Below are 24378 nucleotides of genomic sequence, written 5' to 3' on the forward strand. Positions count from 1 at the left end.
TCCGACCTAAGCCCTTGAGAAATTCGGAGATGTGGGAGCGTGAGTCGGGTGAGCGAGAGTACGTCCAACACCCTGCAATACCGCTTTGACGGGCCGGAAGAGGCACCAGTGCTGATCCTGGGCCCCTCGCTCGGTACGACATGGCACATGTGGGACCGCCAGGTTCCCGAACTGGCCCAGCAGTGGCGGGTGTTCCGGTTCGACCTGCCCGGCCACGGCGGCGCCCCGGCCCACGCGGTGGGCTCGGTGTCCGACCTCGCCGCACGGCTGCTCGCCACCCTGGACGGGCTCGGCGTACAGCGCTTCGGCTACGCGGGCTGCGCCTTGGGCGGCGCGGTGGGCGTGGAGCTGGCCCTGCGGCACCCGGAGCGGGTCGCCTCGCTCGCGCTGATCGCGGCTTCGCCCCGGTTCGGCACGGCCGACGAGTTCCGGCAGCGGGGCGTGATAGTCCGCACGAACGGCCTCGACCCCATCGCCCGCACCTCGCCCGACCGCTGGTTCACCAGCGGCTTCGCCGCCGCGCAGCCCGCCATCACCGAGTGGGCCGTGCAGATGGTGCGCACCACCGACCCCGGCTGCTACATAGCGGCCTGCGAGGCGCTCGCCGCGTTCGACGTACGGGCCGAGGTCTCTCTCGTGGGCGTGCCGACGCTGGTCCTCGTCGGCTCGGACGACCAGGTCACCGGCCCCGCGGAGGCGCGCACCCTGGTCGCCGGCATTCCGGACGCCCGGCTGGCCGTCGTACCGGGCGCCTCGCACCTGGTCCCGGTGGAGCAGCCCGCGGCCGTCACCGACCTGCTGGTCCGCCACTTCTCGACCGCCTGGCAGCCCGCCTACGACTCCGCCACCGGACAGACGGCCGTCCCGGGCATCCCGGTCAGAGCGGTCCTGACCACGCCCCAGCCTGTGCAGCCCATGGCGATCGCGGAGATCGCGCCCGCCCCCGTCCTCGAACCGCCGCAGGTCATGGGCCGCCCCGATCCGTACGACGCGGGGCTGAAGGTGCGCCGGGAGGTGCTCGGCGACGCCCACGTCGACCGGGCCCTGTCGCAGGCCGACGACTTCTCCGGCGACTTCCAGGAGTTCATCACCCGCTACGCCTGGGGCGAGATCTGGGACCGTCCCGGCCTCGACCGGCGCTCCCGGTCCTGCGTCACGCTCACCGCGCTGGTCGCCGGCGGCCACCTGGAGGAGCTCGCCTTCCACACCCGCGCCGCGCTGCGCAACGGCCTGACCCCGGACGAGATCAAGGAGGTGCTGCTCCAGGCGGCCGTCTACTGCGGCGTGCCGGCGGCGAACAGCGCGTTCAAGGTGGCGCAGCAGGTCATCCGCGAGGAGACCACCCCGCAGGAGTGAGCGCCCGCCGTACGTGAGCGGCAGGATGGAGCTCATGACGACCATGAAGCTCACGAAGAAGTCGCACGCCTGCGTCCGCCTGGAGAAGGACGGCCGCACCCTCGTCCTCGACCCCGGCGGGTTCAGCGAGGCGGACGCCGCGCTCGGCGCGGAGGCGATCCTGGTCACGCACGAGCACCCCGACCACTTCAGCGAGGAGCGGCTGCGCGCGGCCATGGAGGCCGATCCGGCCACCGAGATCTGGACCCTGCGCTCGGTCGCCGAGAAGATCTCCGCCGCCTTCCCCGGCCGCGTCCACACCGTCGGCCACGGCGACACGTTCACCGCCGCGGGCTTCGACGTCCAGGTCCACGGCGAGCTGCACGCCGTCATCCACCCGGACATCCCGCGCATCACCAACGTCGGCTACCTCGTCGACGGCGGCCGCGTCTTCCACCCCGGCGACGCGCTCACCGTCCCCGAGGGGGCCGTCGAGACGCTGATGCTCCCGGTGATGGCCCCCTGGAGCAAGATCTCCGAGGTGATCGACTACGTCCGCGAGGTGCGGCCGCAGCGCGCCTACGACATCCACGACGCCCTCCTCACCGACCTCGCCCGGCCGATCTACGACAACCAGATCGGCGCCCTCGGCGGGGCGCGACACCTGCGGCTGGCCCCGGGGGAGAGCACGGCACTGTGAGTGTCAGTGGCGCCCGGTAGGTTGTGAGGCATGCGCATCGCGACCTGGAACGTGAACTCGATCACCGCCCGCCTGCCGAGGCTCCTGGCCTGGCTGGAGAGCAGCGGCACCGATGTGCTGTGCCTCCAGGAGGCCAAGGTCGCCGAGGCGCAGTTCCCGCTCGACGAGCTGCGCGAGCTGGGCTACGAGGCGGCGGTGCACGCCACGGGCCGGTGGAACGGCGTGGCGGTGATCTCCCGCGTCGGCATCGAGGACGTGGTCAAGGGCCTGCCCGGCGACCCCGGCTACGACGGCGGCACCGAGCCCCGCGCCATCTCCGCGACCTGCGGCCCGGTCCGGGTCTGGTCGGTGTACGTGCCCAACGGCCGGGAGGTCGACCACCCGCACTACGCCTACAAGCTCCAGTGGTTCGAGGCCCTCAAGGCCGCCGTGGCCGGGGATGCGGCAGGCAGCCGGCCCTTCGCGGTGATGGGCGACTACAACGTGGCGCCGACCGACGACGACGTCTACGACGTGGCCGCCTTCGAGGGCCTCACCCATGTCACCCCGGCCGAGCGCGCCGCCCTGGCCTCCCTGCGAGAGGCCGGCCTGGCGGACGTGGTCCCGCGCCCCCTGAAGTACGACCACCCCTTCACGTACTGGGACTACCGCCAGCTCGGCTTTCCCAAGAACCGCGGCATGCGCATCGACCTGGTGTACGGCAACGAGTCCTTCGCCAAGTCGGTCGAGGACTCCTACGTCGACCGCGAGGAACGCAAGGGCAAGGGCGCCTCGGACCACGCCCCGGTCGTGGTCGACCTGGCGGTGTAGTTCCCTGTTCCGCCGGGTGCCGCGCGGGCGGGGCGGGGCGGGAATTCGACCCTCGGCGCGGGCCAGCGCGCCTGTGGTGCGTGCGTGGGTGCGGGTGTCACGCTGGAGCAATGAACATCCCTTTTCTGGGCAACAGGAGCAAGAAGTACCGCGCGGCGGTGCTGGCCGAGGACCCCGAGGGGATCGCCGAACTCCTCTCCGAATGCGAGCTGTTGCGTTCGCACGCGGCCCGGGAGGGGATCGGACTGGACGACACGGCCGCGTCGTTGGAGGCGCTGGACCAGCTTCCGCCGCGCTGGCGCGACGACGAGGAGAGCCTGCCCTGGTTCGGCCATGACGCCGGGCTCTATCTGGGGACGGTCGTGGTGCGCACGGTGCCCGGCGCGGCCTGGGCGATCCGGCCGGGCGGGGAGGCGGTCGTCCGGCTGGTGTCCGGCCGGGAGGTGGACGTCGTCACGGCCGGGCGGGAGTGGGCCGTGACCGGGACGCCCGAACTGTCGCAGCTGTACGCCGAGGTGGCCGAGAACTGAGGAGCGGGCGTAAATAGGGCTAATACGCGAAAAGTGCGTGTCGCTTCTTCACGTGAGCCTTATGTGGATAGTTTGCGGCAACCACGACACGGCTGAGAGTGAGTAGGGCTGCGGATGGCCGTCGATCCGTTGATCGAGCTGCGTGACGTCAACAAGTACTTCGGGGAGCTGCATGTCCTGCAGGACGTCAACCTCGTCGTCGGCAGGGGGGAGGTGGTCGTGGTGATCGGCCCTTCGGGGTCGGGGAAGTCGACACTGTGCCGCGCGATCAACCGGCTGGAGCCCATCCGGTCCGGCACGATCACGCTGGACGGACGGCCGCTGCCCGAGGAGGGCAAGGGGCTGGCGCACCTGCGTTCCGAGGTCGGCATGGTCTTCCAGTCCTTCAACCTCTTCGCCCACAAGACCGTCCTGCAGAACATCTCGCTGGGCCAGGTGAAGGTCCGCAAGCGCAAGAAGGACGACGCGGACAGACGCTCCCGCGAGTTGCTCGACCGGGTCGGTCTCGCCGACCAGGCGGACAAGTACCCCGCGCAGCTCTCCGGAGGCCAGCAGCAGCGCGTCGCCATCGCGCGCGCCCTCGCCATGGACCCCAAGGCGCTCCTGTTCGACGAGCCCACCTCCGCCCTCGACCCCGAGATGATCAACGAGGTCCTCGAGGTGATGCGGCAACTGGCCCGCGAGGGCATGACGATGGTCGTCGTCACCCACGAGATGGGTTTCGCGCGCTCGGCGGCCAACCGGGTGGTCTTCATGGCCGACGGCCGCATCGTCGAGGACCGCACCCCCGAGGAGTTCTTCACCGACCCGCGCAGCGACCGCGCCAAGGACTTCCTGTCCAAGATCCTCAAGCACTGAACGACGGCGGCGGCCACGGAGCCCGCCCGCCCCGGCGGCGGCCGGAGATCACTGCTCGCGCAGCGGAACCGACACGTACGACGGGTCGTTCGTCGGCGAGGAGAAGGTCAGCCGGGCGCCGGACGGGTTGTGCTCCATGTAGAGCGGGTCGACCGTGTCGACGACCAGGGCGAGCCGATGCCCTGCCGGGACGTCGTAGGCCGTGGAGAGCAGCTCCAGATCGAGACCGAACGGTGTTTCGGGCGTGCGCCCGTGGAAGGTGTACGGCGCGTGGGCGACCAGCTTGCCGAGGCCGAGCGGCCCCACGTCGTACAGGTGGGCGACGAGGGTGCCGCTTTCCTCGGTCGGGGTGACGGTCGTGTGCAGCTTCGCGGTGCCGCGCACCTGTTGGGGCGTCGCGTACTTCTCCGACTGCCACACGGCGGCCCAGCGGCGGGGGAGCAGCGGGATCGAGGCGACCGGCGGCGCCTGGGCGATCTGGTCGAGGATGCCGGCCACGAACACGATCCCGCCGTCCGCGCCCGAGTTCACGTTCGTGTGGATCGTGGTCGTGCCCGCGAGAGCGATCTTCTTCCGTGTCGCGCCCACCGACTTCCAGTCCGGGTAGCCCTCGTAGCCGCCCCCGGTACGGGACTTGAGCTGCACGGGCTGCTCGCGGTCGACGCCGTTGTCCACGCCCTTGAGGTAGTGGTCGAACCAGCGCTCGGTGTCCGTCCAGACGTCATTGGGCAGCCCGAGCAGACCGGGGAGCTCGGCGGTCGCGTGGTCGCCGGGCCGCAGCTCCAGCCGCTTCGGGCCGGTCAGCTGCTCGTAGAAGGCGATGGACTGGTTGGACGGGAAGATCGTGTCGCCCCAGGAGCCGGCGAGCAGCACGGCCGCGCCGTTCCGGTCGAGCTGGTCGGCATAGGTTGCGGGGGAACGTTTCTTCCCCCAGTCGACGATGTCCTTCTCCTTCGACGGGTCGCCGGAGTAGAAGGCCGAGAAGATCTCCCGGGACTCGGCGCTCTGCCGGCCGGTGACCGTGCCCACGGTGTCGAGCACGGCGGCCGCCTGGACGTGCTGGGTGCGCTCCGAGTAGATCGAGTCGATCAGGTCGCCCCAGCCGCTGAGCGAGGCGACGGCCTTGACGCGCGGGTCGTGCGCGGCGGCGAGCACACTGATCCCGGCCCCGTAGGAGACGCCCGCCATGCCGATGCGCCCCGCGTCGGCGTCGGTGTGGGCGAGGGCCCAGTCGATGACCTCGGAGGCGTCCGCGACATCGCGCGGCCCGGCCACGTCGATCTCCCCGCCGGACTGCCAGAAGCCCCGCACGTTGTAACTGAGCACGAGGTAACCGGAGTCGGCGAGCTTCTGGGCCTGGGCGAGGTACTGCACCTGCGGGAAGCCCCAGCTGGTCGGCAGCACGATCAGCGGATAGCGGCGCGTGCCGTCGGCGTCGGCGGGGGTGACGACGTTCGCCTTGAGGACGGTGCCGCCGTCGCCGGCGATGTCGACGAAGCGGACGCCGTTCCCGGCGGCCCCGGCCGTGGGGGCCAGGGCGAGGACGCCACCGGCGACCAGCGAGGCGGAGACGACGCCCACGACGGTCGTGCGCAGGGCCTGGCGGTGCTGTCCCACGGATCTCACGGGTCACTCCTCGACGTGCGGCACAGCGAAGTGACCCGACGGTAACCGGGTTTCGTACCGTCGGTAACCCGTCGGTAAGTTACGCAGGAGTAACGATTGTTGTGCTGTACAGGGACCGGGGGCGGCGACTCAGGAGGCGCGGTGCGACGAGCGGGCGGAGACCTCCTGGGCGGGCGGCAGGGGAGCCTGGGCCGCCCGGGTCACATCGGCGACCAGTTCCACCACGTCCGGGCCGTACGCCTGCGAGTTGACGACCTTCAGCAGCAGCACGAAGGAGCCGTTGCCGTGCTTTCGCGCCAGCCGCTCGTGGTTGCGGGCCAGGTAGCGGGTGGCGGCCTGGTTGTTGATCGCCCGCTGGCCGCAGAACAGGAACACCGGCCGCGCCTCGCGCCGTTGGCCCGCGGTGAGCCGCGCCAGCAGCACGTACTCCGTGATGCCCGGGTCCAGCCGGTAGCGCTCGGCGCCGATCTGGAACGCGCCCCGATCGGGCCCCGGTTCGGGATCGATGTTGACGCGCACACCGGGCAGCATCGCCGACATGTGCGCCATCATGCGCCGGTTGGAGGACGGGCCGCCCACACAGAACTCGGTGCGCTCGCCGAAGCCCTGCTGCGCCGTGTCCTGCGTGACCACCTGGACGTTCGCGCCGCAGTCCTTGATCAGCGCGGAGAGCTCCAGGAGCGCGAACACGTCGAACCGGTGCACCGCCGGCTCGGAGGACGCCGGGTCGCGGTTGACGACGAGCAGCGTCTCCGAGTTCTCCGGCAGCCCGAAGAACGTCTGCTTGCGCCGGAGCCTGCGCTTCCACAGATAGGTGCGGGCGAGCCAGCCGAGCGCGGCGCTGATACCGGCCGCGACGACCCCGAGGGCGATGTTGCGCACGTCGTCGTTCATGGGCGCGCATGGTAGCGGGCGAGCATGACCGGTACGTACCCGTGTTCGAGGTGTGGCAGTCGTATGACACTGCCCGGAAGGAGGCTGTCGAGGCCCTGCGAATGTGGTTACGCTGCGCGGACGGTCCCGGACTGGAGGTACGGATGGGTCGCTCCGTCGCGCGAAAACTGTCGGTCCTGGCGGTCTCGGCCGCCGTGGTCACGGTGGGGGCGGCGGCGCCACCCGCCGCCAAGGCGAAGACAGTTGAGAAGGTCCCGGTCGCCGTCGGCTACGGCGGCGCCGTGGCCAGCGTCGACGCGGACGCCTCCGCCGCCGGCATCGAGGTGCTCAGGAAGGGCGGCAACGCCGTCGACGCGGCCGTCGCCACCGCCGCCGCCCTCGGCGTCACCGAGCCCTACTCCACCGGCATCGGCGGAGGCGGCTACTTCGTCTACTACGACGCCAAGTCCCGTACGGTGCACACCATCGACGGCCGTGAGACCGCCCCGCTGACCGCCGACTCCGGTCTGTTCCTGGAGAACGGCGCACCGCTCGCCTTCGCGGACGCCGTCAGCAGCGGCCTCAGCGTCGGCACCCCGGGCGCGCCCGCGACCTGGGCGACGGCGCTGAAGCAGTGGGGCAGCGAGAAGCTCGGCACGGTCCTGAAGCCCGCCGAGCGCATCGCCCGCGACGGCTTCACCGTCGACGACACCTTCCGCTCCCAGACCGCCGGCAACGAGACCCGCTTCCGCTACTTCCCGGACACCGCGAAGCTCTTCCTGCCGGGCGGCCAACTCCCCGTCGTGGGCTCGACGTTCAAGAACCCCGACCTTGCGAGCACCTACGCGGAGCTGGGCCGCAAGGGCGTCGACGCGATCTACCGGGGCGACCTCGGCAAGGACATCGTCTCCACCGTCAACAACCCGCCCGTGGACCCGAGTTCGGGCTGGAACGCCCGGCCGGGCAAGCTGACCGCCAAGGACCTCGCGGCCTACCGCGCCAAGGTCCAGGCGCCCACGAGGACCTCCTACCGGGGCCTGGGCGTCTACTCCATCGCGCCCTCGTCCTCGGGCGGCACGACGGTGGGCGAGGCTCTCAACATCCTTGAGAACACGGATCTTTCGAAGGCGAGCGAGGTCCAGTACCTGCACCGCTACATCGAGGCCAGCCGGATCTCGTTCGCCGACCGCGGCCGCTGGCTCGGCGACCCCGCCTTCGAGGACGTCCCCACGAAGCAGCTGCTGTCGCAGAGTTACGCCGACTCGCGCGCCTGCCTCATCAAGGACGACGCCGTCCTCACCAGTCCTGTCGCGCCCGGCGACCCGCGCAACCCGGCGGCCTGCAACACGGGCGGCACGGCGGCGCCGACGACGTACGAGGGCGAGAACACCTCGCATCTGACCGTCGCCGACAAGTGGGGGAACGTCGTCTCCTACACGCTCACCATCGAGCAGACCGGCGGCAGCGCCATCACCGTCCCCGGCCGCGGCTTCCTGCTCAACAACGAGCTGACGGACTTCTCCTTCGCCCCCGCCAACCCGGCCGTCCACGACCCGAACCTGCCCGGCCCCGGCAAGCGGCCGCGGTCGTCGCTCTCGCCGACGATCGTGCTCGACCGGCACGACAAGCCCGTGGTGGCGCTGGGTTCGCCCGGCGGCGCGACCATCATCACCACCGTGCTGCAGACCCTGACCCAGTTCCTCGACCGCGGCCTGCCGCTCGTCGACGCGATCGCCGCCCCGCGCGCCAGCCAGCGCAACGCCGCCCAGACGGAGCTGGAGCCCGCGCTCTTCAACGACACGAGCCCCAGCGGCCTCAGGGCCCGACTGGAGGCCATCGGGCACTCCTTCAGGCTCAACGCCGAGATCGGCGCCGCAACGGCCGTCCAGCGGCTGCCGAACGGCAAATGGCTGGCCGCCGCCGAGACCGTACGACGCGGCGGCGGCTCGGCGCAGGTGGTGTACCCGGCGCCGTAGCGCCGCCCGCGAGGCGCGGATCAGGGTTCGGGTGCGGGCGGCTCGCCGGTATCCGTACGGGCGTCGACACCGGCGCCGGTGCGGAACGCGAGCCGTCCGTCCTCGACCTCCACCGTCACCCGGTCGCCGTCCTTGACCCGCCCGTCGAGCAGCAGCCGCGACAGCTCGTTGTCGACCTCCCGCTGGATGGTGCGGCGCAGCGGACGCGCGCCGTACTCCGGTTGGTAGCCGCGCCGGGCCAGCCAGTCCACGGCCGCGTCGGCGAACTCGACCGTGACGCCCCGCGCGTGCACCAGCCGACGCGTCTTCTCCAGCAACAGGTCGGTGATCTGCCGCAGTTGCTCACCGCTGAGCTGACGGAAGACGACGATCTCGTCGATCCGGTTGAGGAACTCCGGGCGGAAGTGCTCGCGCAGCGGCCGCAGGATCTGCTCGCGCCGTGCCTCCTCGTCGGCGTCCGTGCCGCCCGCCCCGAAGCCGATGCCGGCGCCGCGCCGGGTGATCGCCTCCGAACCCAGGTTGCTGGTCATCACGATGACCGTGTTGGTGAAGTCGACCGTGCGGCCCTGGGAGTCGGTGAGCCGGCCGTCGTCGAGGACCTGGAGGAGGATGTTGAAGACGTCCGGGTGGGCCTTCTCCACCTCGTCCAGCAGGAGCAGCGAGTACGGGTGGCGGCGGACGACCTCCGTCAGCTGCCCGGCCTCCTCGTGTCCGACATAGCCGGGCGGGGCGCCGACCAGCCGGCTGACCGTGTGGCGCTCCTGGTACTCGCTCATGTCCAGCCGGACCATGCGCTCCTCGCTGCCGAACAGCGACTCGGCGAGCGCGCGGGCCAGTTCCGTCTTGCCGACCCCGGTCGGGCCGAGGAACAGGAAGCTGCCGATCGGCCGGTCGGGGCTGGCGAGGCCCGCGCGCGAGCGCAGCACCGCGTCGGCGACGACCCGTACGGCCTCCTCCTGGCCGACGATCCGCTCGTGCAGGTGGTCCGCCAGGCCGAGCAGCCGGTCCTTCTCCTCCTGGGTGAGACTGGCGACCGGAATGCCGGTCTGCCGGGACACCACCTCGGCGACGGCCTCCGCGGTCACCTCCAGATCCAGGCCCTCGTCGGCCGCCTCCTCGCCGGTCGCCGCCGCGATGCGCTGCTTCAACTCGACGATGCGGTCCCGTAGTTGGGTGGCCTGCTCGTACTGTTCGTCGGCCGCCGCCTGGTCCTTGTCGCGGGCGAGCTGCTCGGCCTCGCGCTCCATCGCCCGCACGTCCGTGCCCTTGGCGCGGGCGCCGAGCCGCACCCGGGCGCCGGCCTGGTCGATCAGGTCGATCGCCTTGTCCGGCAGCCGGCGGTCGGTGAGGTAGCGGTCGGACAGCTCCACGGCCGCGACGAGCGCCTCGTCGGTGTAGCGGACCTGGTGATGGGCCTCGTAGCGGTCGCGCAGCCCGCGCAGGATCTCCAGCGCGTCCGCGACGGACGGCTCCGGCACGAGGATCGGCTGGAACCGGCGGGCGAGCGCCGCGTCCTTCTCGATCCGCCGGTACTCCTCCAGCGTCGTCGCGCCCACGATGTGCAGCTCGCCGCGGGCCAGGGCCGGCTTGAGGATGTTCCCGGCGTCCATCGACCCGCTCTCGCCGCCCCCGCCCGCGCCGACCACCGTGTGCAGTTCGTCGATGAAGACGATCAGCTGGTCGGAGTGCGAGCGGATCTCGTCGACGATGGTGTTCAGCCGTTCCTCGAAGTCGCCTCGGAAGCGGGTGCCCGCGACCACGCCCGTCAGGTCCAGCGCGACCACGCGCCGGGCGACGAGGACGTCCGGCACGTCCCCGTCCGCGATCCGCTGGGCCAGGCCCTCCACGATGGCGGTCTTGCCCACCCCCGCGTCGCCGATCAGCACCGGGTTGTTCTTGCCGCGCCGGGACAGCACCTCGATGGTCTGCTCGATCTCGTCGTCCCGGCCGATCACCGGGTCGATCCGGCCCTGGCGGGCCGACTCGGTGAGATCACGGCCGTACTTGTCGAGGGTGGGCGTCTCGGTGGGCCGCTGCCGGTCCGTCGCACGGGCCGGCTGCGCGGTGTCCGGCGGCTCGGGCGGCAGGCCCGCGGCGGCGAAGCGGGCCGCGTTCAGGATGTGCCCGGCCGCCGAGTCGGGGTTCGCGGCGAGGGCGCTCAGCACGTGCTCCGGGCCGATGTGGCCCGCGCCCCGGGAGCGGGCCAGGTCGTGCGCGTCCAGCAGGGCGCGCTTCGCGGCCGGGGTCAGGGACAGCGAGGTCGGCGGCGGCACCTCGCCCGGCGGATGCCGCACCGGACCCGACCGTTCGTCGATCTCCGTCGCGAGCGAGTCGGGATCGGCGCCCGCCCGGCTGAGCAGACTGCGGGTCGGCTCCGCGGTGAGAGCCGCCCGCAGAAGATGCTCGGTGTCCAGGTCCCGGCTGCCGTGCTCGGCGGCGTACTGGGCCGCGCCGCGGACGAGATCCCTCGCGGGGCGGCTGAGCAGCTGGCCTATGTTGATCTGGCGGGGGCCGGGGCGGGGCCCGCCGAAGAAGCGGGCCAGGAATTCACCGAAGGGGTCGCCGTAGCCCTCCGGGCCGGTGAAGCCGTTGGTCATGGCGTTCCGTTCGATCGGGGCACCGGACCGAAACGCGGGTGCCCGTCCCTGCGGGGCTTAGACCACCATGGCATGCCGGGGAGTGGGCGGCATTTCCTACAGGTTGACGCGGCACGGGCGGGGCCTTGGTCTTGTATGGCGGCTGCGGGGCCGTCGTGGCTGGTCGCGCCCACGCGGCGGAGCCGCACACGGATACAGCCCCGCGCCCCTTCGGTGCGCTGTTCTACCGTCGGTCGGTCAGCACCCTCGGTCCGTTCTCCGTGATGGCCACCGTGTGTTCCGCGTGGGCGGCCCTGGAGCCGTCGTTCGTGCGCAGGGTCCAGCCGTCGGGGGCCGCGTGGTAGCCGTCCTTGCCGCCGGCGATCAGCATCGGCTCGATCGCGATGACCATGCCGTGGCGCAGGGGGAGGCCGCGGCCCGGGCGGCCCTCGTTGGGGATCCCGGGGTCCTCGTGCATCTGGCGGCCGATGCCGTGGCCGCCGAAGCCGTCCGGGATGCCGTAGCCGGCCGCCCGGCACACCGTGCCGATCGCGTGCGCGATGTCGCCGACGCGGTTGCCGACGACCGCCGCCTCGATGCCGGCCGCCAGGGCCCGCTCCGCGGTCTCGATCAGCCGGACGTCCGCCGGGCGCGCCGTGCCCACGGTGAAACTGATCGCGGAGTCACCGGCCCAGCCGTTCAGCTGCGCGCCGAAGTCGGCCGAGAGCAGGTCGCCGTCGCGCAGCCGGTAGGCGGTGGGGATGCCGTGCACGATCGCGTCGTTCACGGAGGCGCAGAGCACCGCCGGGAAGGGCGTCGGCGCGAAGGACGGGCGGTAGCCGAGGAACGGTGACGTCGCCCCCGCCTCCCGCAGCACGTCGTGCGCCAGTTCGTCCAGCTCCAGCAGGGAGACGCCCACGGCGGCGGCCTCGCGCACGGCCGTCAGGGCTCGTGCGACGACCTGCCCCGCCTCGTACATGGCGTCGATCGATGTGTCTGTCTTCAGTTCCACCATGCCAATTACTATACCGGTATTAGAATGACGGCATGGTGCGTACCCCACTGACCCCCGAAGAGCGTGAACGCGGCGAACGGCTCGGGCGCCTGCTGCGCGCGGCCCGCGGCGGCCGGAGCATGACCGAGATCGCGGCGGACGCGGGCGTCTCCGCCGAGACCCTCCGCAAGATCGAGACCGGCCGCGCGCCCACCCCGGCGTTCTTCACCGTCGCCGCGCTCTCCCGCGTGCTCGGTCTGTCGATGGACGAGCTGGCGGAGCTGTGCACGCCCGCGCCCGTGTGACCCCGGCGGCGGCCGTCCTCGCCTCGGTCAAGATCGCGCAATGAACTCGTCGCGTCCGCTTTGCAAACTCGTCGTAGCCCCGCTGTAACACAACTGGTGTTTTCTACGAAGCCGGAGTGTTCCGGTCGGGCGGGAGTTGGGCGATGACAGTGGATCAACTCCCGGGCCGGGTGCGGGAGTTCGCGAACCACCTGAACGGACTGCTGGCGCGCCTCGATCAGGGCGCCGGCTGGTGCGCCGTGTTCTGGCAGCGCGATCCCGACGGCATGCAAGCCTGCCTCGACGGACGTGAGGTACCCCCCTGGGACGTGGTCGAGGCGGTCCTCCAGGACCTCTCCGCCGAGTACGGCGCCGAGGTCGCCGGGCGGGAGGCGGAACAGGTCCGGCCGCTGCACGCCGCCGCACTCGCCGCCCACGACGCCCGTCCCGGCGGCCGTGACGCCCTCGGGGACCGGCTCGACGTCATGCTCCGCGAGCAGCGCTACGCCGCCGAACGGCTGGCCGAACTGGGCCGCCGCCTCTCCTCCGCGGGCACCCGGGAACAGGCGGACGCCGTCCGCCTCGACCTCGCCTGGGCCCACGACGACCATGAACGAGCCACCGCGCGGTGCGCTGAACTCCGGTACCGGATAACCGAGTTGGACCGTCTGCCAGCCTCCGACCCGAGCCGCGGGCCTGCCCCGCACACCGCCGCCGGCCCCGCGTACGACGCCCGGACGGGGTACGGCGCCCGGCCGGGGTACGGCGGCACCGCCGAGCCCATGGCGGGCCCGACGGTCGACGCGTACGACGTCCACGACGCAGCGGCCCCCGTCGACGCCGAGGTCCCCGCCGAGGAGGCGCCCGCCCCCCTGCCCGCCCCGGCCCCCGTGCCCAAGCAGCGCAAGCGGCGCCGCGGCAGCGCCCGGTTCGCCGGCATGGCCGAGGAGGAGGACGCCGCGCCCGTCGTCCAGCCGCCCGCCGCCGAACCGGCGGCGCCCGCCCCCGCCCCCGCCCCGGCCACCCGCCGTACCCCGCGCGGCGCCCGCTTCGCCGGAGCCGCCGCCGACAGCCCCGAGGGGCGCTCCGAGCCGCAGCGCGAGCCGCTGGACGCGGCGGCCCGGCGGGAGACCGTCGAGGTCGTGGAGCGGCTGGTGCGGCTGCGCGGCGAAGGCCGCAGCGGCGAGGCGCACGCCCTCCTCGTCGAGCTCGCGTACTGGCCGGCCGCCCGCATCCCGCTGCTCGCGGCCGAACTGCAGCGCGCGGGGCTCAGCGCCGACTGGACCACCCTGCTCTGGGAGGCCGCCTCCCTCCCCGCCGACCGGCTCGTCGCCGCGGCCGACGCGCTGGTCGCGGTGGGGCGCACGGCCGACGGCGAGCAGATCCTGCGGCAGGGCGTCGCCCGGCCGGCCGTGGAGATCGGGCAGGCCGTCCTCGGTCTCGTCCAGGGCGGCCGACGGCGCGAGGCCGGCGCGCTGCTCGACGCCTATGTCCGGGTGCGCACCCCCGAGGAGGCCGCCCGCAGCGTCGCCCCGGACCCGCAGGCGCTCGTCCCGCTCCTGCTGGCCGCCGCCCGCGCGGTCTCCGAGCAACGCCACTGGGACCTGGTGCACGCGCTCAGGGTCGCCGGTTTCACCGCCTGACCGATCGCACGTCCGACCGGAGTCACGCCTTCGGCCGTACGGCACCGCGACTTAACCCACGAGAGTGTGAAACGCGATCGACTCCGCGGGTTAACGACGATGGTCTTGGCAAGCCTGTCCCGGAGGCTTACGTTCATCCCTCTACGACCTTCGTCTACGGGCGTAGAGGCTCTGACGGAACCGTCGAAGGAGCAGCTCATGGCCAACGTCGTACGTGCCGCACTGGTTCAGGCCACCTGGACCGGCGACACCGAGTCCATGGTGGCGAAACACGAGGAGCACGCCCGCGAGGCGGCCCGCCGGGGCGCGAAGATCATCGGGTTCCAGGAGGTCTTCAACGCTCCGTACTTCTGCCAGGTCCAGGAGCCGGAGCACTACCGCTGGGCCGAGCCGGTGCCCGACGGGCCGACCGTGCGTCGTATGCAGGAGCTCGCGCGCGAGACCGGCATGGTGGTCGTCGTCCCGGTCTTCGAGGTCGAGCAGTCCGGTTTCTACTACAACACCGCCGCCGTGATCGACGCCGACGGCTCGTACCTCGGCAAGTACCGCAAGCATCACATCCCGCAGGTGAAGGGTTTCTGGGAGAAGTACTACTTCAAGCCCGGCAACCTCGGCTGGCCGATCTTCGACACGGCCGTCGGCAAGATCGGCGTCTACATCTGCTACGACCGGCACTTCCCGGAGGGCTGGCGGCAACTGGGCCTCAACGGAGCCCAGTTGGTCTACAACCCGTCCGCCACCCACCGCGGCCTCTCCGCCCACCTCTGGCAGCTGGAGCAGCCCGCGGCCGCGGTCGCCAACGAGTACTTCGTCGCCGCGATCAACCGGGTCGGCGTCGAGGAGTACGGCGACAACGACTTCTACGGGACCTCCTACTTCGTCGACCCGCGCGGACAGTTCGTCGGCGAGGTCGCGAGCGACAAGGACGAGGAACTCCTCATCCGCGACCTCGACTTCGACCTGGTCGACGAGGTCCGCCGGCAGTGGGCCTTCTACCGTGACCGCCGTCCCGACGCCTACGAAGGGCTGGTGCAGCCGTGAGCGATCTCCACGCCCGCCACCGCAACGTCCTGCCGGACTGGCTCGCCCTGTACTACGAGCAGCCGCTGGAGATCACCCACGGCGAGGGCCGCCACGTCTGGGACGCCGAGGGCGCCAAGTACCTCGACTTCTTCGGCGGCATCCTCACCACGATGACCGCACACGCGCTGCCCGAGATCACCAAGGCGGTGAGCGAACAGGCCGGGCGCATCGTCCACTCCTCGACGCTCTACCTCAACCGGCCCATGGTCGAGCTCGCCGAGCGCATCGCCCACATCAGCGGCATCCCGGACGCCCGCGTCTTCTTCACCACCTCGGGCACCGAGGCCAACGACACGGCGCTGCTGCTCGCCACGACCTACCGGCGCAGCAACACGATCCTGGCCATGCGCAACAGTTACCACGGCCGTTCCTTCAGCGCGGTCGGCATCACCGGCAACCGCGGCTGGTCCCCGACCTCGCTGTCCCCGCTCCAGACGCTGTACGTGCACGGCGGAGTGCGCGGACGCGGCCCGTTCGCCGATCTCGGCGACGCCGAGTTCATCGACGCCTGCGTCGCGGACCTGCGGGATCTGCTCGGACACACCCGCCCGCCCGCGGCCCTGATCGCCGAGCCCATCCAAGGCGTCGGCGGATTCACCTCACCACCGGACGGACTGTATGCAGCATTCCGTGACGTGCTGAACGAATACGGGATCCTGTGGATCGCCGACGAGGTGCAGACCGGCTGGGGCCGCACCGGCGAGCACTTCTGGGGCTGGCAGGCGCACGCGCAGAGCGGTCCGCCGGACATCGTCACCTTCGCCAAGGGCATCGGCAACGGCATGTCCATCGGCGGCGTCATCGCCCGCTCCGAGATCATGAACTGCCTGGACGCCAACAGCATCTCCACCTTCGGCGGCACCCAGATCACCATGGCGGCCGGTCTCGCCAACCTCTCCTACCTGCTGGAACACGACCTCCAGGGCAACGCGCGGCGGGTCGGCGGCCTGCTCATCGAACGGCTGCGGGCCGCTGTCGCCCAGGATCCGGGCGTACGGGAGGTGCGCGGGCGCGGGCTGATGATCGGCGTCGAGCTGACGAAGCCCGGCACCGACCGGGCAGACCCGGACCGGGCGTCCGCCGTCCTCGAAGCGGCCCGCGCCGACGGGCTGCTGATCGGCAAGGGAGGCGGCCATGACACCAGCGCCCTGCGCATCGCCCCGCCGCTGTCCCTGACCGTGGCGGAGGCCGAGGAGGGCGCCGCGATCCTCGAGAACGCGCTGCGCAGCACGCGGTAGCACCGGCCTGAGCCAAGGGAAACGCATCGCCATGACCATCGCCTTGGAGCCCTGGGGCCCCGTGGAGCCTCTGGAACCCGCCCTGTCGGTCCGTCAGGTCCTGGCCCTGGAGCGGGTGTTGGCGGGCGAGCCCGAGGTGGTGGCCGGCGCCGGCCAGCTCGACCGGCCGGTGCGCTGGGTGCATGTCGCCGAGGCGGCGGACGTCGGAGTGATGCTCAGCGGCGGCGAGATGGTCCTCACCACCGGTGTGCTGCTGGCCGGGGACGAGAGCGCGCAGACCGAGTACATCCACTCCCTGCACCGGGCGGAGGCCGCCGCCGTCGTGCTGGGTCTCGGGCGGGCCTTCCCCACCCCGCCGGACGTGATGCGGCGGGCCGCCGAGCGGTGCGGGCTGCCGATGGTCGTGCTCCATCGGCCGTTCCCCTTCGCCGAGTTGACCGAGGAGGTCCAGTCCCGGCTGGTCCAGCGGAAGTTCGCCGCCGTCAGCCTGTCGGAGGCCGTACGGACCGCGCTCACCGGACTGATCACCGCGGGCGCCCCGCTGCAACTCCTGCTCGACGAGATCGCCCACCACACCGGCTGTCCCGTCGTCGTCACCAACCTCGCCCACCGGGTGCTGGCGACGGCGGGGGAGCGGTCGGCGGTCGACGACGTGCTGCGGGACTGGGAGCGCATCGCCCGGCAGGCCGGCGGCAGCGAGGGCGACGGCTGGATCCGCGCCGAACTGGGCGGCCGCGGCGAGCGGTGGGGACAGATCATGCTGTGCGGTTACCGCGGCGACACCGCGGGCGGGCGGCTGCTCGCCGACCGGGCCGCCGAGGCCCTCGTCCTGCACCGTATGCTCGGCGGCGCCTCCGCCCACACCTGGGAGGAGCAGTCCGCGCAGAGCCTGCTCACCGATCTGGTCTCCGGGGTCGTACCGGCCCGGCAACTGCTGCCCCGGGCCCGGGCGGCCGGCCTCCCCGTCAACCGGCGGACCTTCGTCCCGCTCGTGGTACGCGACGGAGACCCCGGTCAACTCGACCGGATGCTACGGCTGTTGGGGCTGCCCGGGTTGGTCGCCGAGCTCGCCGACGGGGCCACCGCCGTGCTGCTCAGCCTCGCCCGCGACCAGGACGCCGAGGCGCTCGCCGCCCACTTCGCCGCCCGGCTGCGGACCGAGTCGGGTCAGACCCGCACCGTCGTCGCGGCGGCCGCCCCGCGCATCGTCTGGGACGACGTGCCCGCCGGGCTGCGCGAGGCCCAGCATGTCGCCGACGCCGTGGCCGACTCCTCGGCCGCCCTCGACCTCCCGGCCGTCGTCCGTCTGCGGGACGTCCACTTGCGTGGCCTGATCCGGCTGCTGCGGGACGACCCGCATGTGCAGTCCTTCGCGGAGCGGGAGCTGGACGGGCTGCTGTGCGCGGCCGACGAGGACCTGCTCGCCGTGCTGCGGACCTATCTGGCCACCGGCCGCAACAAGTCCCGCACCGCCCAGCTCCACCACGTCTCCCGGCCTGCGCTGTACCGCCGGCTGGAGGCGATACAGGGGCGGCTGGGCGTGGACCTCGACGACTTCGAACAGGCCGCCTCGGTGCACATCGCGCTCCTCGCGCATGATGCGCAACAGGCCTGAAACATGCGACGACCTGGGAAAACGGCGGTGAAACATGGATCCACGAGAGGGTGACACCGTGGCACGCCCGGGGCCCGCAGACGTGACACGCTGCAACTCAAAGCCGGTTTTCGGACTTCCTAGTCTTCTCGCACACCGAGTGACCGGAGGTCCCGATGAGCAGAGTGATCCGTGCCGCCGTCTTCCAGACGGCCTGGACCGGCGACAAGGAATCGATGATCCAGGTGCACGAGCAGGCGGTCCGCGACGCGGCCGCGCAGGGTGCTCAGGTCCTGTGTTTCCAGGAGCTGTTCTACGGACCGTACTTCTGCCAGGTCCAGGACCCGCAGTTCTACGAGTACGCCGAGCAGATCCCCGACGGCCCGATCGTCCAGCGCTTCCAGGCGCTGGCCCGGGAGCACGGCATCGTCCTGGTACTGCCGATGTACGAGGAGGAGCAGCCCGGCGTCCTCTACAACACCGCCGCGGTGATCGACGCGGACGGCTCGTACCTCGGCAAGTACCGCAAGCATCACATCCCGCAGGTAAAGGGTTTCTGGGAGAAGTTCTACTTCCGCCCGGGGAACGTCGGCTGGCCGATCTTCGACACCGCTGTCGGAAAGATCGGCGTCTACATCTGCTACGACCGCCACTTCCCGGAGGGCTGGCGCGCGCTGGGACTGGAGGGCGCCGAGATCGTCTTCAACCCGTCGGCGACCTCGCGCGGTCTGTCCGCCTACCTGTGGCAGCTGGAGCAGCCGGCGGCGGCGGTCGCCAACGAGTACTTCGTCGGCGCGATCAACCGGGTCGGCGTCGAGGAACTCGGCGACAACGACTTCTACGGGACCTCGTACTTCGTGGACCCGGAGGCCCAGTTCGTCGGCGAGGTGGCCAGCGACAAGGAGACCGAACTCGTCGTCCGCGACCTCGACATGGCCAAGCTGCGCGAGGTCCGCGACCGCTGGCAGTTCTACCGCGACCGCCGCCCGGAGGCGTACGGCCCGCTGACAGCTCCGTGATGAACGCAGTTCCCCGCACTCGACCGACCCAGGGGCGCGGGGAACTGCCCGATCAACCACATCCGACCCGCACCCGACCAACTACCTCTCCGGAGCCGGAACATGAGCAGCCGTAAAATCATCCGCGGCGGTCTCGTCATCACCGCGTCCGACGAGATCCACGCCGACGTCCTGATCGAGGACGGCCGTATCGCCGCCCTCGCCGCCTCCGGCACCTCGGCCGCCGAGGCCTGGAGCGCCGAGCAGGTCATCGACGCGACCGGGAAGTACGTGATCCCGGGCGGGGTCGACGCCCACACCCACATGGAGCTGCCGTTCGGCGGCACCTTCGCCTCGGACACCTTCGAGACCGGCACCCGGGCGGCCGCCTGGGGCGGTACGACGACCATCGTCGACTTCGCCGTGCAGAGCGTCGGGCACACCCTGCGCGAGGGACTGGACGCCTGGCACGCCAAGGCGGAGGGCAACTGCGCGATCGACTACGCCTTCCACATGATCGTCTCCGATGTGAACCAGGACACGCTCAAGGAGATGGACCTGCTGGTGGAGGAGGGGGTCACCTCCTTCAAGCAGTTCATGGCGTACCCCGGCGTCTTCTACAGCGACGACGGTCAGATCCTGCGCGCCATGCAGCGCTCCGCCGACAACGGCGGACTGATCATGATGCACGCGGAAAACGGTATCGCGATCGATGTCCTGGTCGAGCAGGCGCTGGCGCGCGGCGAGACCGATCCCCGCTATCACGGCGAGGTGCGCAAGGCGCTGCTCGAGGCGGAGGCCACCCACCGCGCCATCAAGCTCGCGCAGGTCGCCGGGGCCCCGCTGTACGTGGTGCACGTATCGGCGATGGAAGCGGTTGCGGAACTGGCGCGGGCGCGCGACGAGGGGCTGAACGTCTTCGGCGAGACCTGCCCGCAGTATCTGTTCCTGTCGACGGACAACCTCGCCGAGCCCGACTTCGAGGGCTCGAAGTACGTGTGCAGCACGCCGCTGCGGCCGAAGGAGCACCAGGCCAAGCTGTGGCAGGGCCTGAGGACGAACGACCTCCAGGTCGTCTCCACCGACCACTGCCCCTTCTGCTTCGTGGGCCAGAAGGAGCTCGGCCGGGGCGACTTCTCCAAGATCCCCAACGGCCTTCCCGGCGTCGAGAACCGGATGGACCTGCTCCACCAGGCCGTCGTCGACGGGCACATCAGCCGCCGCCGCTGGATCGAGATCGCCTGCGCCACCCCGGCCCGGATGTTCGGCATGTACCCGAAGAAGGGCACCATCGCCCCCGGCGCCGACGCCGACGTCGTCATCTACGACCCGCACGCCGAGCAGATCGTCTCCGCCGAGACCCACCACATGAACGTCGACTACTCGGCGTACGAGGGCAAGCGGCTCACCGGCCGTGTGGAGACGGTCCTGTCGCGGGGCGAACTCGTCATCACCGAGCGGGAGTACACCGGCCACGCCGGTCACGGCGTCTACACCCCGCGCTCCACCTGTCAGTACCTCAACTAGGAGCAGCGCACATGGACTTCGGACTCGTCCTGCAGACCGACCCGCCGGCCTCGAAGGTCGTCAGCCTGATGAAGCGCGCCGAGCGCAACGGCTTCACATACGGCTGGACGTTCGACTCCGCGGTGCTCTGGCAGGAACCGTTTGTGATCTACAGTCAGATCCTGGCCAACACCAGCAAGCTGACGGTGGGCCCGATGGTGACGAACCCGGGCACCCGCACCTGGGAGGTCACCGCCTCCACCTTCGCCACCCTCAACGACATGTTCGGCAACCGCACGGTCTGCGGCATCGGCCGCGGCGACTCCGCGATGCGCGTCGCGGGCCGCGCCCCGAACACGCTCGCCCGCATCAGCGAGGCCATGAAGGTCATCAAGGCGCTCGGCTCGGGCCAGGAGGCGGACCTCGGCGGCACGGTCGTCAAGTTCCCCTGGATCAAGGAAGACGCGAAGCTTCCCGTCTGGATGGCCGCGTACGGCCCCAAGGCGCTGAAGATGACCGGCGAGGAGGCCGACGGCTTCATCCTCCAGCTCGCCGACCTGTATCTCACCGAGTACATGGTGAAGGCCGTCAAGGACGCCGCCGTCGCCGCCGGCCGCGACCCGTCCGAGGTGAAGATCTGCGTCGCCGCCCCCGCGTACGTCACCGAGGACGACTCGCCCGAGGCCCTCGCGCACGCCCGCGACCAGTGCCGCTGGTTCGGCGGGATGGTCGGCAACCACGTCGCCGACCTGGTGGCGAAGTACGGCGAGCACTCCTCCCAGGTCCCCGAGGAACTCACCGAATACATCAAGGCCCGGCAGGGGTACGACTACTCGCACCACGGCCGCAGCGACAACCCCGACACCTCCTTCGTGCCCGACGAGATCGTCGACCGGTTCTGCCTCATCGGACCGGTCGAGAAGCACATCGAGAAACTGAACGCCCTGCGCGCGCTGGGCGTCGACCAGTTCGCCGTCTACGACATGCACGACGCGCAGGAGAAGGTCATCGACGCGTACGGCGCCACGGTGATCCCCGCCGTCAACGGCTGACCCGTCCCCCCGGATCAACTCCCCATCCCCCCACTCCAGTTCTCCCCTCTCCCAGCGTCCCGGGGAGAGGGGGCCGGAGACCCCGCACGGCCTTTCCGGATCCGCCCCTCGTTTGATTGGCCTGCCCATGACCGACACCGCTCCCACGGCCATACCGCCGACCTCTCAAGTCACCCTGGCCGACGGCCGGGTGGAGATCGCCCCTGGTTCGCCGCAGCCCAGCGGCCCCTACGCCAACGAGGACCTGCTTCCCGTCCCCGTGGAGAAGCGCACCTGGACCACGTACAACTTCTCCGCGCTGTGGGTCGGCATGGCCCACAACACGGCGTCGTGGACGCTGGCCTCCGGTCTGATCGCCGTCGGCATGGACTGGAAGCAGGCGGTGCTCACCATCGCCCTGGCCAACCTGATCGTGCTGGTCCCGATGCTGCTCACCGGGCACGCCGGACCGAAGTACGGCATTCCCTTCCCGGTCTTCGCCCGCGCCTCCTTCGGCATCCGCGGCGCCAACCTCCCCGCTGTCGTACGGGCGTTGGTGGCCTGCGGCTGGTTCGGCATCCAGACCTGGATCGGCGGTGAGGCGATCTACTTCCTCGCCGGCAAGCTGATCGGCAACGGCTGGAGCGACGCCGGGAAGATCGGCGGCTACGCCTGGACCATGTGGCTGTCGTTCGCGATCTTCTGGGCGATCCAGGTCGCGATCATCTACCGGGGCATGGAGACCATCCGCCGCTTCGAGAACTGGGCGGCGCCCTTCGTCCTCGTCGGCGCGGTCGTCATGCTGATCTGGATGAGCAACAAGGCAGGCGGTTTCGGCCCGTTGCTCGACCAGCCCTCCAAGCTGGGCTGGGGCGGCGATTTCTGGAAACTTTTCTGGCCGTCTCTCATGGGCATGATCGGTTTCTGGTCGACGCTGTCGCTGAACATCCCGGACTTCACCCGGTACGGAAAGTCGCAGAAAGCGCAGACCTGGGGACAGGCTCTCGGTCTTCCCACGACCATGACGCTCTTCGCGCTGCTCTCGGTGATGGTCACCTCGGGATCGCAGGCCGTGTACGGCGAGACGATCTGGGACCCGGTACAGCTCGCCGCCAAGACGGACAACGTGGTCGGGCTGCTGTTCGCGCTGGTGACCGTGCTGGTGGCGACCCTGTCGGTGAACATCGCGGCCAACCTCGTCTCGCCGGCGTTCGACTTCTCCAACATCGCGCCGCGGAAGATCAGTTTCCGCGCCGGTGCCCTCGTCACCTGTGTGCTCGGGGTGGTGATCATGCCGTGGAAGCTGTACTCCGACCCGCAGGGCTACATCTTCACCTGGCTCGGCCTGGTCGGCGGGCTCCTCGGCACGGTCGCCGGCATTCTCATCGCCGACTACTGGATCCTGCGCCGCGGCAAGCTCGATCTGACCGACCTGTACAAGGAGGGCGGCCGTTACTGGTACGACAACGGCTGGAACTGGCGGGCCGTCGTCGCCTTCGTCACCGGCGGTGTTCTCGCGATCGGCGGCGCCAGCTTCAAGCCGCTGATCGACGGCCGGCCCATCCCGGCGCTGGAACCCCTCGCCGACTACGGCTGGGCCGTCGGCCTCGGCACCTCCATGGCGCTGTACCTGGCCCTGATGCTGGCGCGCGGACGGCAGGAACAGGAGAAGCAGGAAGAGCACGTCAAGCTGGTGAAGGACGTCGTCTGACGCGTGATGCAGGAAACGGACGCGTCGGCTGACGCATGACGCAGGAAACGGCCGGAAGAGCAGAAGAGCTCTTCCGGCCGTCCTGGGTAACCGCTGTCTCAGCTCTTCTTGCCGTTCTGCAGGGCGGCCACCGCTTCCTTCGCGGCCTTGATCGCACCCTTGTTGATCTCGTCGGTGGTGGGCGCCTTCTTCGTCTCGAAGTCGCTGCCGTTGTAGTTGACGACCACCAGCGCGTTGGCCACCCGGGCGATGACGACGCCCTCACGGGTCTGCTGCTTGTCCTCCGTGGTCAGGTTCACCACGGAGTAGGCCTCGTCGCCGAGCCCCGGCACCGCACCGCCGCCGCTCTTCTCCCCGACGCGCTCCTTGTAGGAACTCGTGGCCGCGTCGTCCGACTCCGTGATCTCGAAGGAGACGTCGAGCCAGCGGTAGTCGTAGCCCTTGAGCGCGTTCCACGAGCAGGTGCGGCGCAGTTCGGTGTCCGTGGACGGGATCTCCTTGCCCGCCACCTTGGCGCCCGGCACGAGCGAGGAGACGGTCTTCGCGGCCACGCCGGTGCAGGGGGCGGGGGCGGCGGCATACGTCTTGGAGACGGCCGTGGAGGACGGGCCGGACGACTTCTCGGTCCGGGTCTTCTGGGTGTCCTTGGCCGCGGTGTCCTGCTTATCGGTCAGCGGGCCGGACGACATCGCCCAACCCGCACAGGCGAGCACGACCACCGGGGTCAGACGCGCGGTGAGGGCGAGCGGCAGTGGGAGAGAGCGCACGGCGCACTTTCGTGGGGGACGGTGCGGACGGAGTCCGCAGTGCGGACAGGAGACGCCAGTGTCACACGACTCCCTGTGGGGCGGAAGTGCGAACTCGCTCCGTGCCTGTGCGGTGACGAAGGGGCCTGAACCTACCGGGACATCGGGGTTCTTCACCGGACATAGAGACGGCGAGGGCGCGGCGACGGGGAGGCGAGGGCGCGGCGACGGGAGGAGGGACGGGGCGAGGGACAGGAGGAGGGACA

The 24378-nt window shown here is 70.9% G+C and carries 20 protein-coding genes; 15 read left to right on the forward strand and 5 right to left on the reverse strand.

Annotated elements, in window-relative coordinates:
- Window positions 1–48 precede the first annotated feature (48 nt).
- From pcaC to ABZ725_RS19465, 5 genes are all read left to right on the forward strand, one after another.
- Window positions 49–1356, forward strand: a complete 1308-nt coding sequence (gene pcaC / locus ABZ725_RS19445; RefSeq protein ID WP_358803854.1) for a 4-carboxymuconolactone decarboxylase — start codon at window positions 49–51, stop codon at window positions 1354–1356.
- A 43-nt stretch (window positions 1357–1399) separates the two neighbouring features.
- Window positions 1400–2035, forward strand: coding sequence for an MBL fold metallo-hydrolase (locus ABZ725_RS19450; RefSeq protein ID WP_358804138.1), 636 nt, complete (start codon window positions 1400–1402; stop codon window positions 2033–2035).
- Window positions 2036–2065: 30 nt separating this feature from the next.
- On the forward strand, window positions 2066–2845 hold the full coding sequence (locus ABZ725_RS19455; protein WP_358803855.1) for an exodeoxyribonuclease III: 780 nt from the start codon (window positions 2066–2068) through the stop codon (window positions 2843–2845).
- 110 nt (window positions 2846–2955) lie between these two features.
- Window positions 2956–3375, forward strand: a complete 420-nt coding sequence (locus ABZ725_RS19460) for a DUF6278 family protein (RefSeq protein WP_351905234.1) — start codon at window positions 2956–2958, stop codon at window positions 3373–3375.
- 114 nt (window positions 3376–3489) lie between these two features.
- Window positions 3490–4233 (forward strand): amino acid ABC transporter ATP-binding protein, encoded by a 744-nt coding sequence (locus ABZ725_RS19465; RefSeq protein ID WP_358803856.1) that lies wholly within the window; start codon window positions 3490–3492, stop codon window positions 4231–4233.
- Window positions 4234–4281: 48 nt separating this feature from the next.
- Here the strand turns inward: ABZ725_RS19465 and ABZ725_RS19470 are convergent, their stop codons facing one another.
- On the reverse strand, window positions 4282–5850 hold the full coding sequence (locus tag ABZ725_RS19470) for an alpha/beta fold hydrolase (RefSeq protein WP_358804139.1): 1569 nt from the start codon (window positions 5848–5850) through the stop codon (window positions 4282–4284).
- A gap of 138 nt (window positions 5851–5988) precedes the next feature.
- Complete coding sequence (locus ABZ725_RS19475; protein ID WP_351905228.1) at window positions 5989–6753, reverse strand: hypothetical protein; 765 nt, start codon at window positions 6751–6753, stop codon at window positions 5989–5991.
- A gap of 143 nt (window positions 6754–6896) precedes the next feature.
- Here ABZ725_RS19475 and ggt point away from each other — a divergent pair, with 143 nt between their 5' ends.
- Window positions 6897–8708, forward strand: a complete 1812-nt coding sequence (gene ggt / locus ABZ725_RS19480) for a gamma-glutamyltransferase (protein ID WP_358803857.1) — start codon at window positions 6897–6899, stop codon at window positions 8706–8708.
- A gap of 20 nt (window positions 8709–8728) precedes the next feature.
- Here the strand turns inward: ggt and ABZ725_RS19485 are convergent, their stop codons facing one another.
- Together ABZ725_RS19485 and map are read right to left on the reverse strand one after the other, a co-directional pair.
- On the reverse strand, window positions 8729–11305 hold the full coding sequence (locus ABZ725_RS19485) for an ATP-dependent Clp protease ATP-binding subunit (RefSeq protein ID WP_358803858.1): 2577 nt from the start codon (window positions 11303–11305) through the stop codon (window positions 8729–8731).
- 223 nt (window positions 11306–11528) lie between these two features.
- A complete protein-coding gene (gene map, locus ABZ725_RS19490) occupies window positions 11529–12299 on the reverse strand; it encodes a type I methionyl aminopeptidase (protein ID WP_358803859.1) in 771 nt (256 codons plus the stop codon).
- A gap of 32 nt (window positions 12300–12331) precedes the next feature.
- Here map and ABZ725_RS19495 point away from each other — a divergent pair, with 32 nt between their 5' ends.
- The 9 genes from ABZ725_RS19495 (at window position 12332) to ABZ725_RS19535 (ending at window position 23366) form a co-directional block, all read left to right on the forward strand.
- Window positions 12332–12583: a helix-turn-helix transcriptional regulator gene (locus tag ABZ725_RS19495; RefSeq protein ID WP_358803860.1), complete on the forward strand. Its 252-nt coding sequence runs from the start codon at window positions 12332–12334 to the stop codon at window positions 12581–12583.
- 143 nt (window positions 12584–12726) lie between these two features.
- A complete protein-coding gene (locus ABZ725_RS19500) occupies window positions 12727–14205 on the forward strand; it encodes a hypothetical protein (protein ID WP_358803861.1) in 1479 nt (492 codons plus the stop codon).
- Between the two features lie 198 nt (window positions 14206–14403).
- The gene (locus ABZ725_RS19505; protein WP_351905210.1) at window positions 14404–15246 is read left to right on the forward strand and encodes a nitrilase-related carbon-nitrogen hydrolase; all 843 of its coding nucleotides are present in this window, start codon (window positions 14404–14406) and stop codon (window positions 15244–15246) included.
- Window positions 15243–16526, forward strand: coding sequence for an aspartate aminotransferase family protein (locus tag ABZ725_RS19510; protein ID WP_358803862.1), 1284 nt, complete (start codon window positions 15243–15245; stop codon window positions 16524–16526). The genes ABZ725_RS19505 and ABZ725_RS19510 overlap by 4 nt, the downstream gene beginning before the upstream one ends.
- A gap of 31 nt (window positions 16527–16557) precedes the next feature.
- Window positions 16558–18141 carry a PucR family transcriptional regulator gene (locus ABZ725_RS19515; protein WP_358803863.1) on the forward strand — a complete coding sequence of 528 codons (1584 nt, stop codon included), beginning with the start codon at window positions 16558–16560 and terminating at the stop codon, window positions 18139–18141.
- A 155-nt stretch (window positions 18142–18296) separates the two neighbouring features.
- Window positions 18297–19139, forward strand: coding sequence for a nitrilase-related carbon-nitrogen hydrolase (locus ABZ725_RS19520; RefSeq protein WP_351905201.1), 843 nt, complete (start codon window positions 18297–18299; stop codon window positions 19137–19139).
- A 102-nt stretch (window positions 19140–19241) separates the two neighbouring features.
- On the forward strand, window positions 19242–20645 hold the full coding sequence (hydA, locus tag ABZ725_RS19525; RefSeq protein WP_358803864.1) for a dihydropyrimidinase: 1404 nt from the start codon (window positions 19242–19244) through the stop codon (window positions 20643–20645).
- Between the two features lie 11 nt (window positions 20646–20656).
- Window positions 20657–21676, forward strand: a complete 1020-nt coding sequence (locus ABZ725_RS19530) for a TIGR03842 family LLM class F420-dependent oxidoreductase (protein WP_358803865.1) — start codon at window positions 20657–20659, stop codon at window positions 21674–21676.
- A 127-nt stretch (window positions 21677–21803) separates the two neighbouring features.
- Window positions 21804–23366: an NCS1 family nucleobase:cation symporter-1 gene (locus ABZ725_RS19535; protein ID WP_351905192.1), complete on the forward strand. Its 1563-nt coding sequence runs from the start codon at window positions 21804–21806 to the stop codon at window positions 23364–23366.
- 98 nt (window positions 23367–23464) lie between these two features.
- Here ABZ725_RS19535 and ABZ725_RS19540 read toward each other — a convergent pair whose 3' ends face one another.
- Window positions 23465–24133, reverse strand: a complete 669-nt coding sequence (locus tag ABZ725_RS19540; RefSeq protein ID WP_358803866.1) for a hypothetical protein — start codon at window positions 24131–24133, stop codon at window positions 23465–23467.
- Window positions 24134–24378 lie beyond the last annotated feature (245 nt).

The sequence above is a fragment of the Streptomyces sp. NPDC006872 genome, assembly GCF_040635845.1.
GTDB lineage: Bacteria > Actinomycetota > Actinomycetes > Streptomycetales > Streptomycetaceae > Streptomyces.

What these genes read in the sequence shown, in the direction of transcription:
- ABZ725_RS19460 (WP_351905234.1), top strand. Translation starts at nt 2,956, where the DNA reads ATGAACATCCCTTTTCTGGGCAACAGGAGCAAGAAGTACCGCGCGGCG.
- ggt (WP_358803857.1), top strand. Translation starts at nt 6,897, where the DNA reads ATGGGTCGCTCCGTCGCGCGAAAACTGTCGGTCCTGGCGGTCTCGGCC.
- ABZ725_RS19535 (WP_351905192.1), top strand. Translation starts at nt 21,804, where the DNA reads ATGACCGACACCGCTCCCACGGCCATACCGCCGACCTCTCAAGTCACC.
- ABZ725_RS19495 (WP_358803860.1), top strand. Translation starts at nt 12,332, where the DNA reads ATGGTGCGTACCCCACTGACCCCCGAAGAGCGTGAACGCGGCGAACGG.
- ABZ725_RS19485 (WP_358803858.1), bottom strand. Translation starts at nt 11,305, where the DNA reads ATGACCAACGGCTTCACCGGCCCGGAGGGCTACGGCGACCCCTTCGGT.
- ABZ725_RS19520 (WP_351905201.1), top strand. Translation starts at nt 18,297, where the DNA reads ATGAGCAGAGTGATCCGTGCCGCCGTCTTCCAGACGGCCTGGACCGGC.
- ABZ725_RS19515 (WP_358803863.1), top strand. Translation starts at nt 16,558, where the DNA reads ATGACCATCGCCTTGGAGCCCTGGGGCCCCGTGGAGCCTCTGGAACCC.
- ABZ725_RS19530 (WP_358803865.1), top strand. Translation starts at nt 20,657, where the DNA reads ATGGACTTCGGACTCGTCCTGCAGACCGACCCGCCGGCCTCGAAGGTC.
- ABZ725_RS19475 (WP_351905228.1), bottom strand. Translation starts at nt 6,753, where the DNA reads ATGAACGACGACGTGCGCAACATCGCCCTCGGGGTCGTCGCGGCCGGT.
- ABZ725_RS19450 (WP_358804138.1), top strand. Translation starts at nt 1,400, where the DNA reads ATGAAGCTCACGAAGAAGTCGCACGCCTGCGTCCGCCTGGAGAAGGAC.
- ABZ725_RS19455 (WP_358803855.1), top strand. Translation starts at nt 2,066, where the DNA reads ATGCGCATCGCGACCTGGAACGTGAACTCGATCACCGCCCGCCTGCCG.
- ABZ725_RS19505 (WP_351905210.1), top strand. Translation starts at nt 14,404, where the DNA reads ATGGCCAACGTCGTACGTGCCGCACTGGTTCAGGCCACCTGGACCGGC.
- hydA (WP_358803864.1), top strand. Translation starts at nt 19,242, where the DNA reads ATGAGCAGCCGTAAAATCATCCGCGGCGGTCTCGTCATCACCGCGTCC.
- ABZ725_RS19500 (WP_358803861.1), top strand. Translation starts at nt 12,727, where the DNA reads ATGACAGTGGATCAACTCCCGGGCCGGGTGCGGGAGTTCGCGAACCAC.
- ABZ725_RS19465 (WP_358803856.1), top strand. Translation starts at nt 3,490, where the DNA reads ATGGCCGTCGATCCGTTGATCGAGCTGCGTGACGTCAACAAGTACTTC.
- map (WP_358803859.1), bottom strand. Translation starts at nt 12,299, where the DNA reads ATGGTGGAACTGAAGACAGACACATCGATCGACGCCATGTACGAGGCG.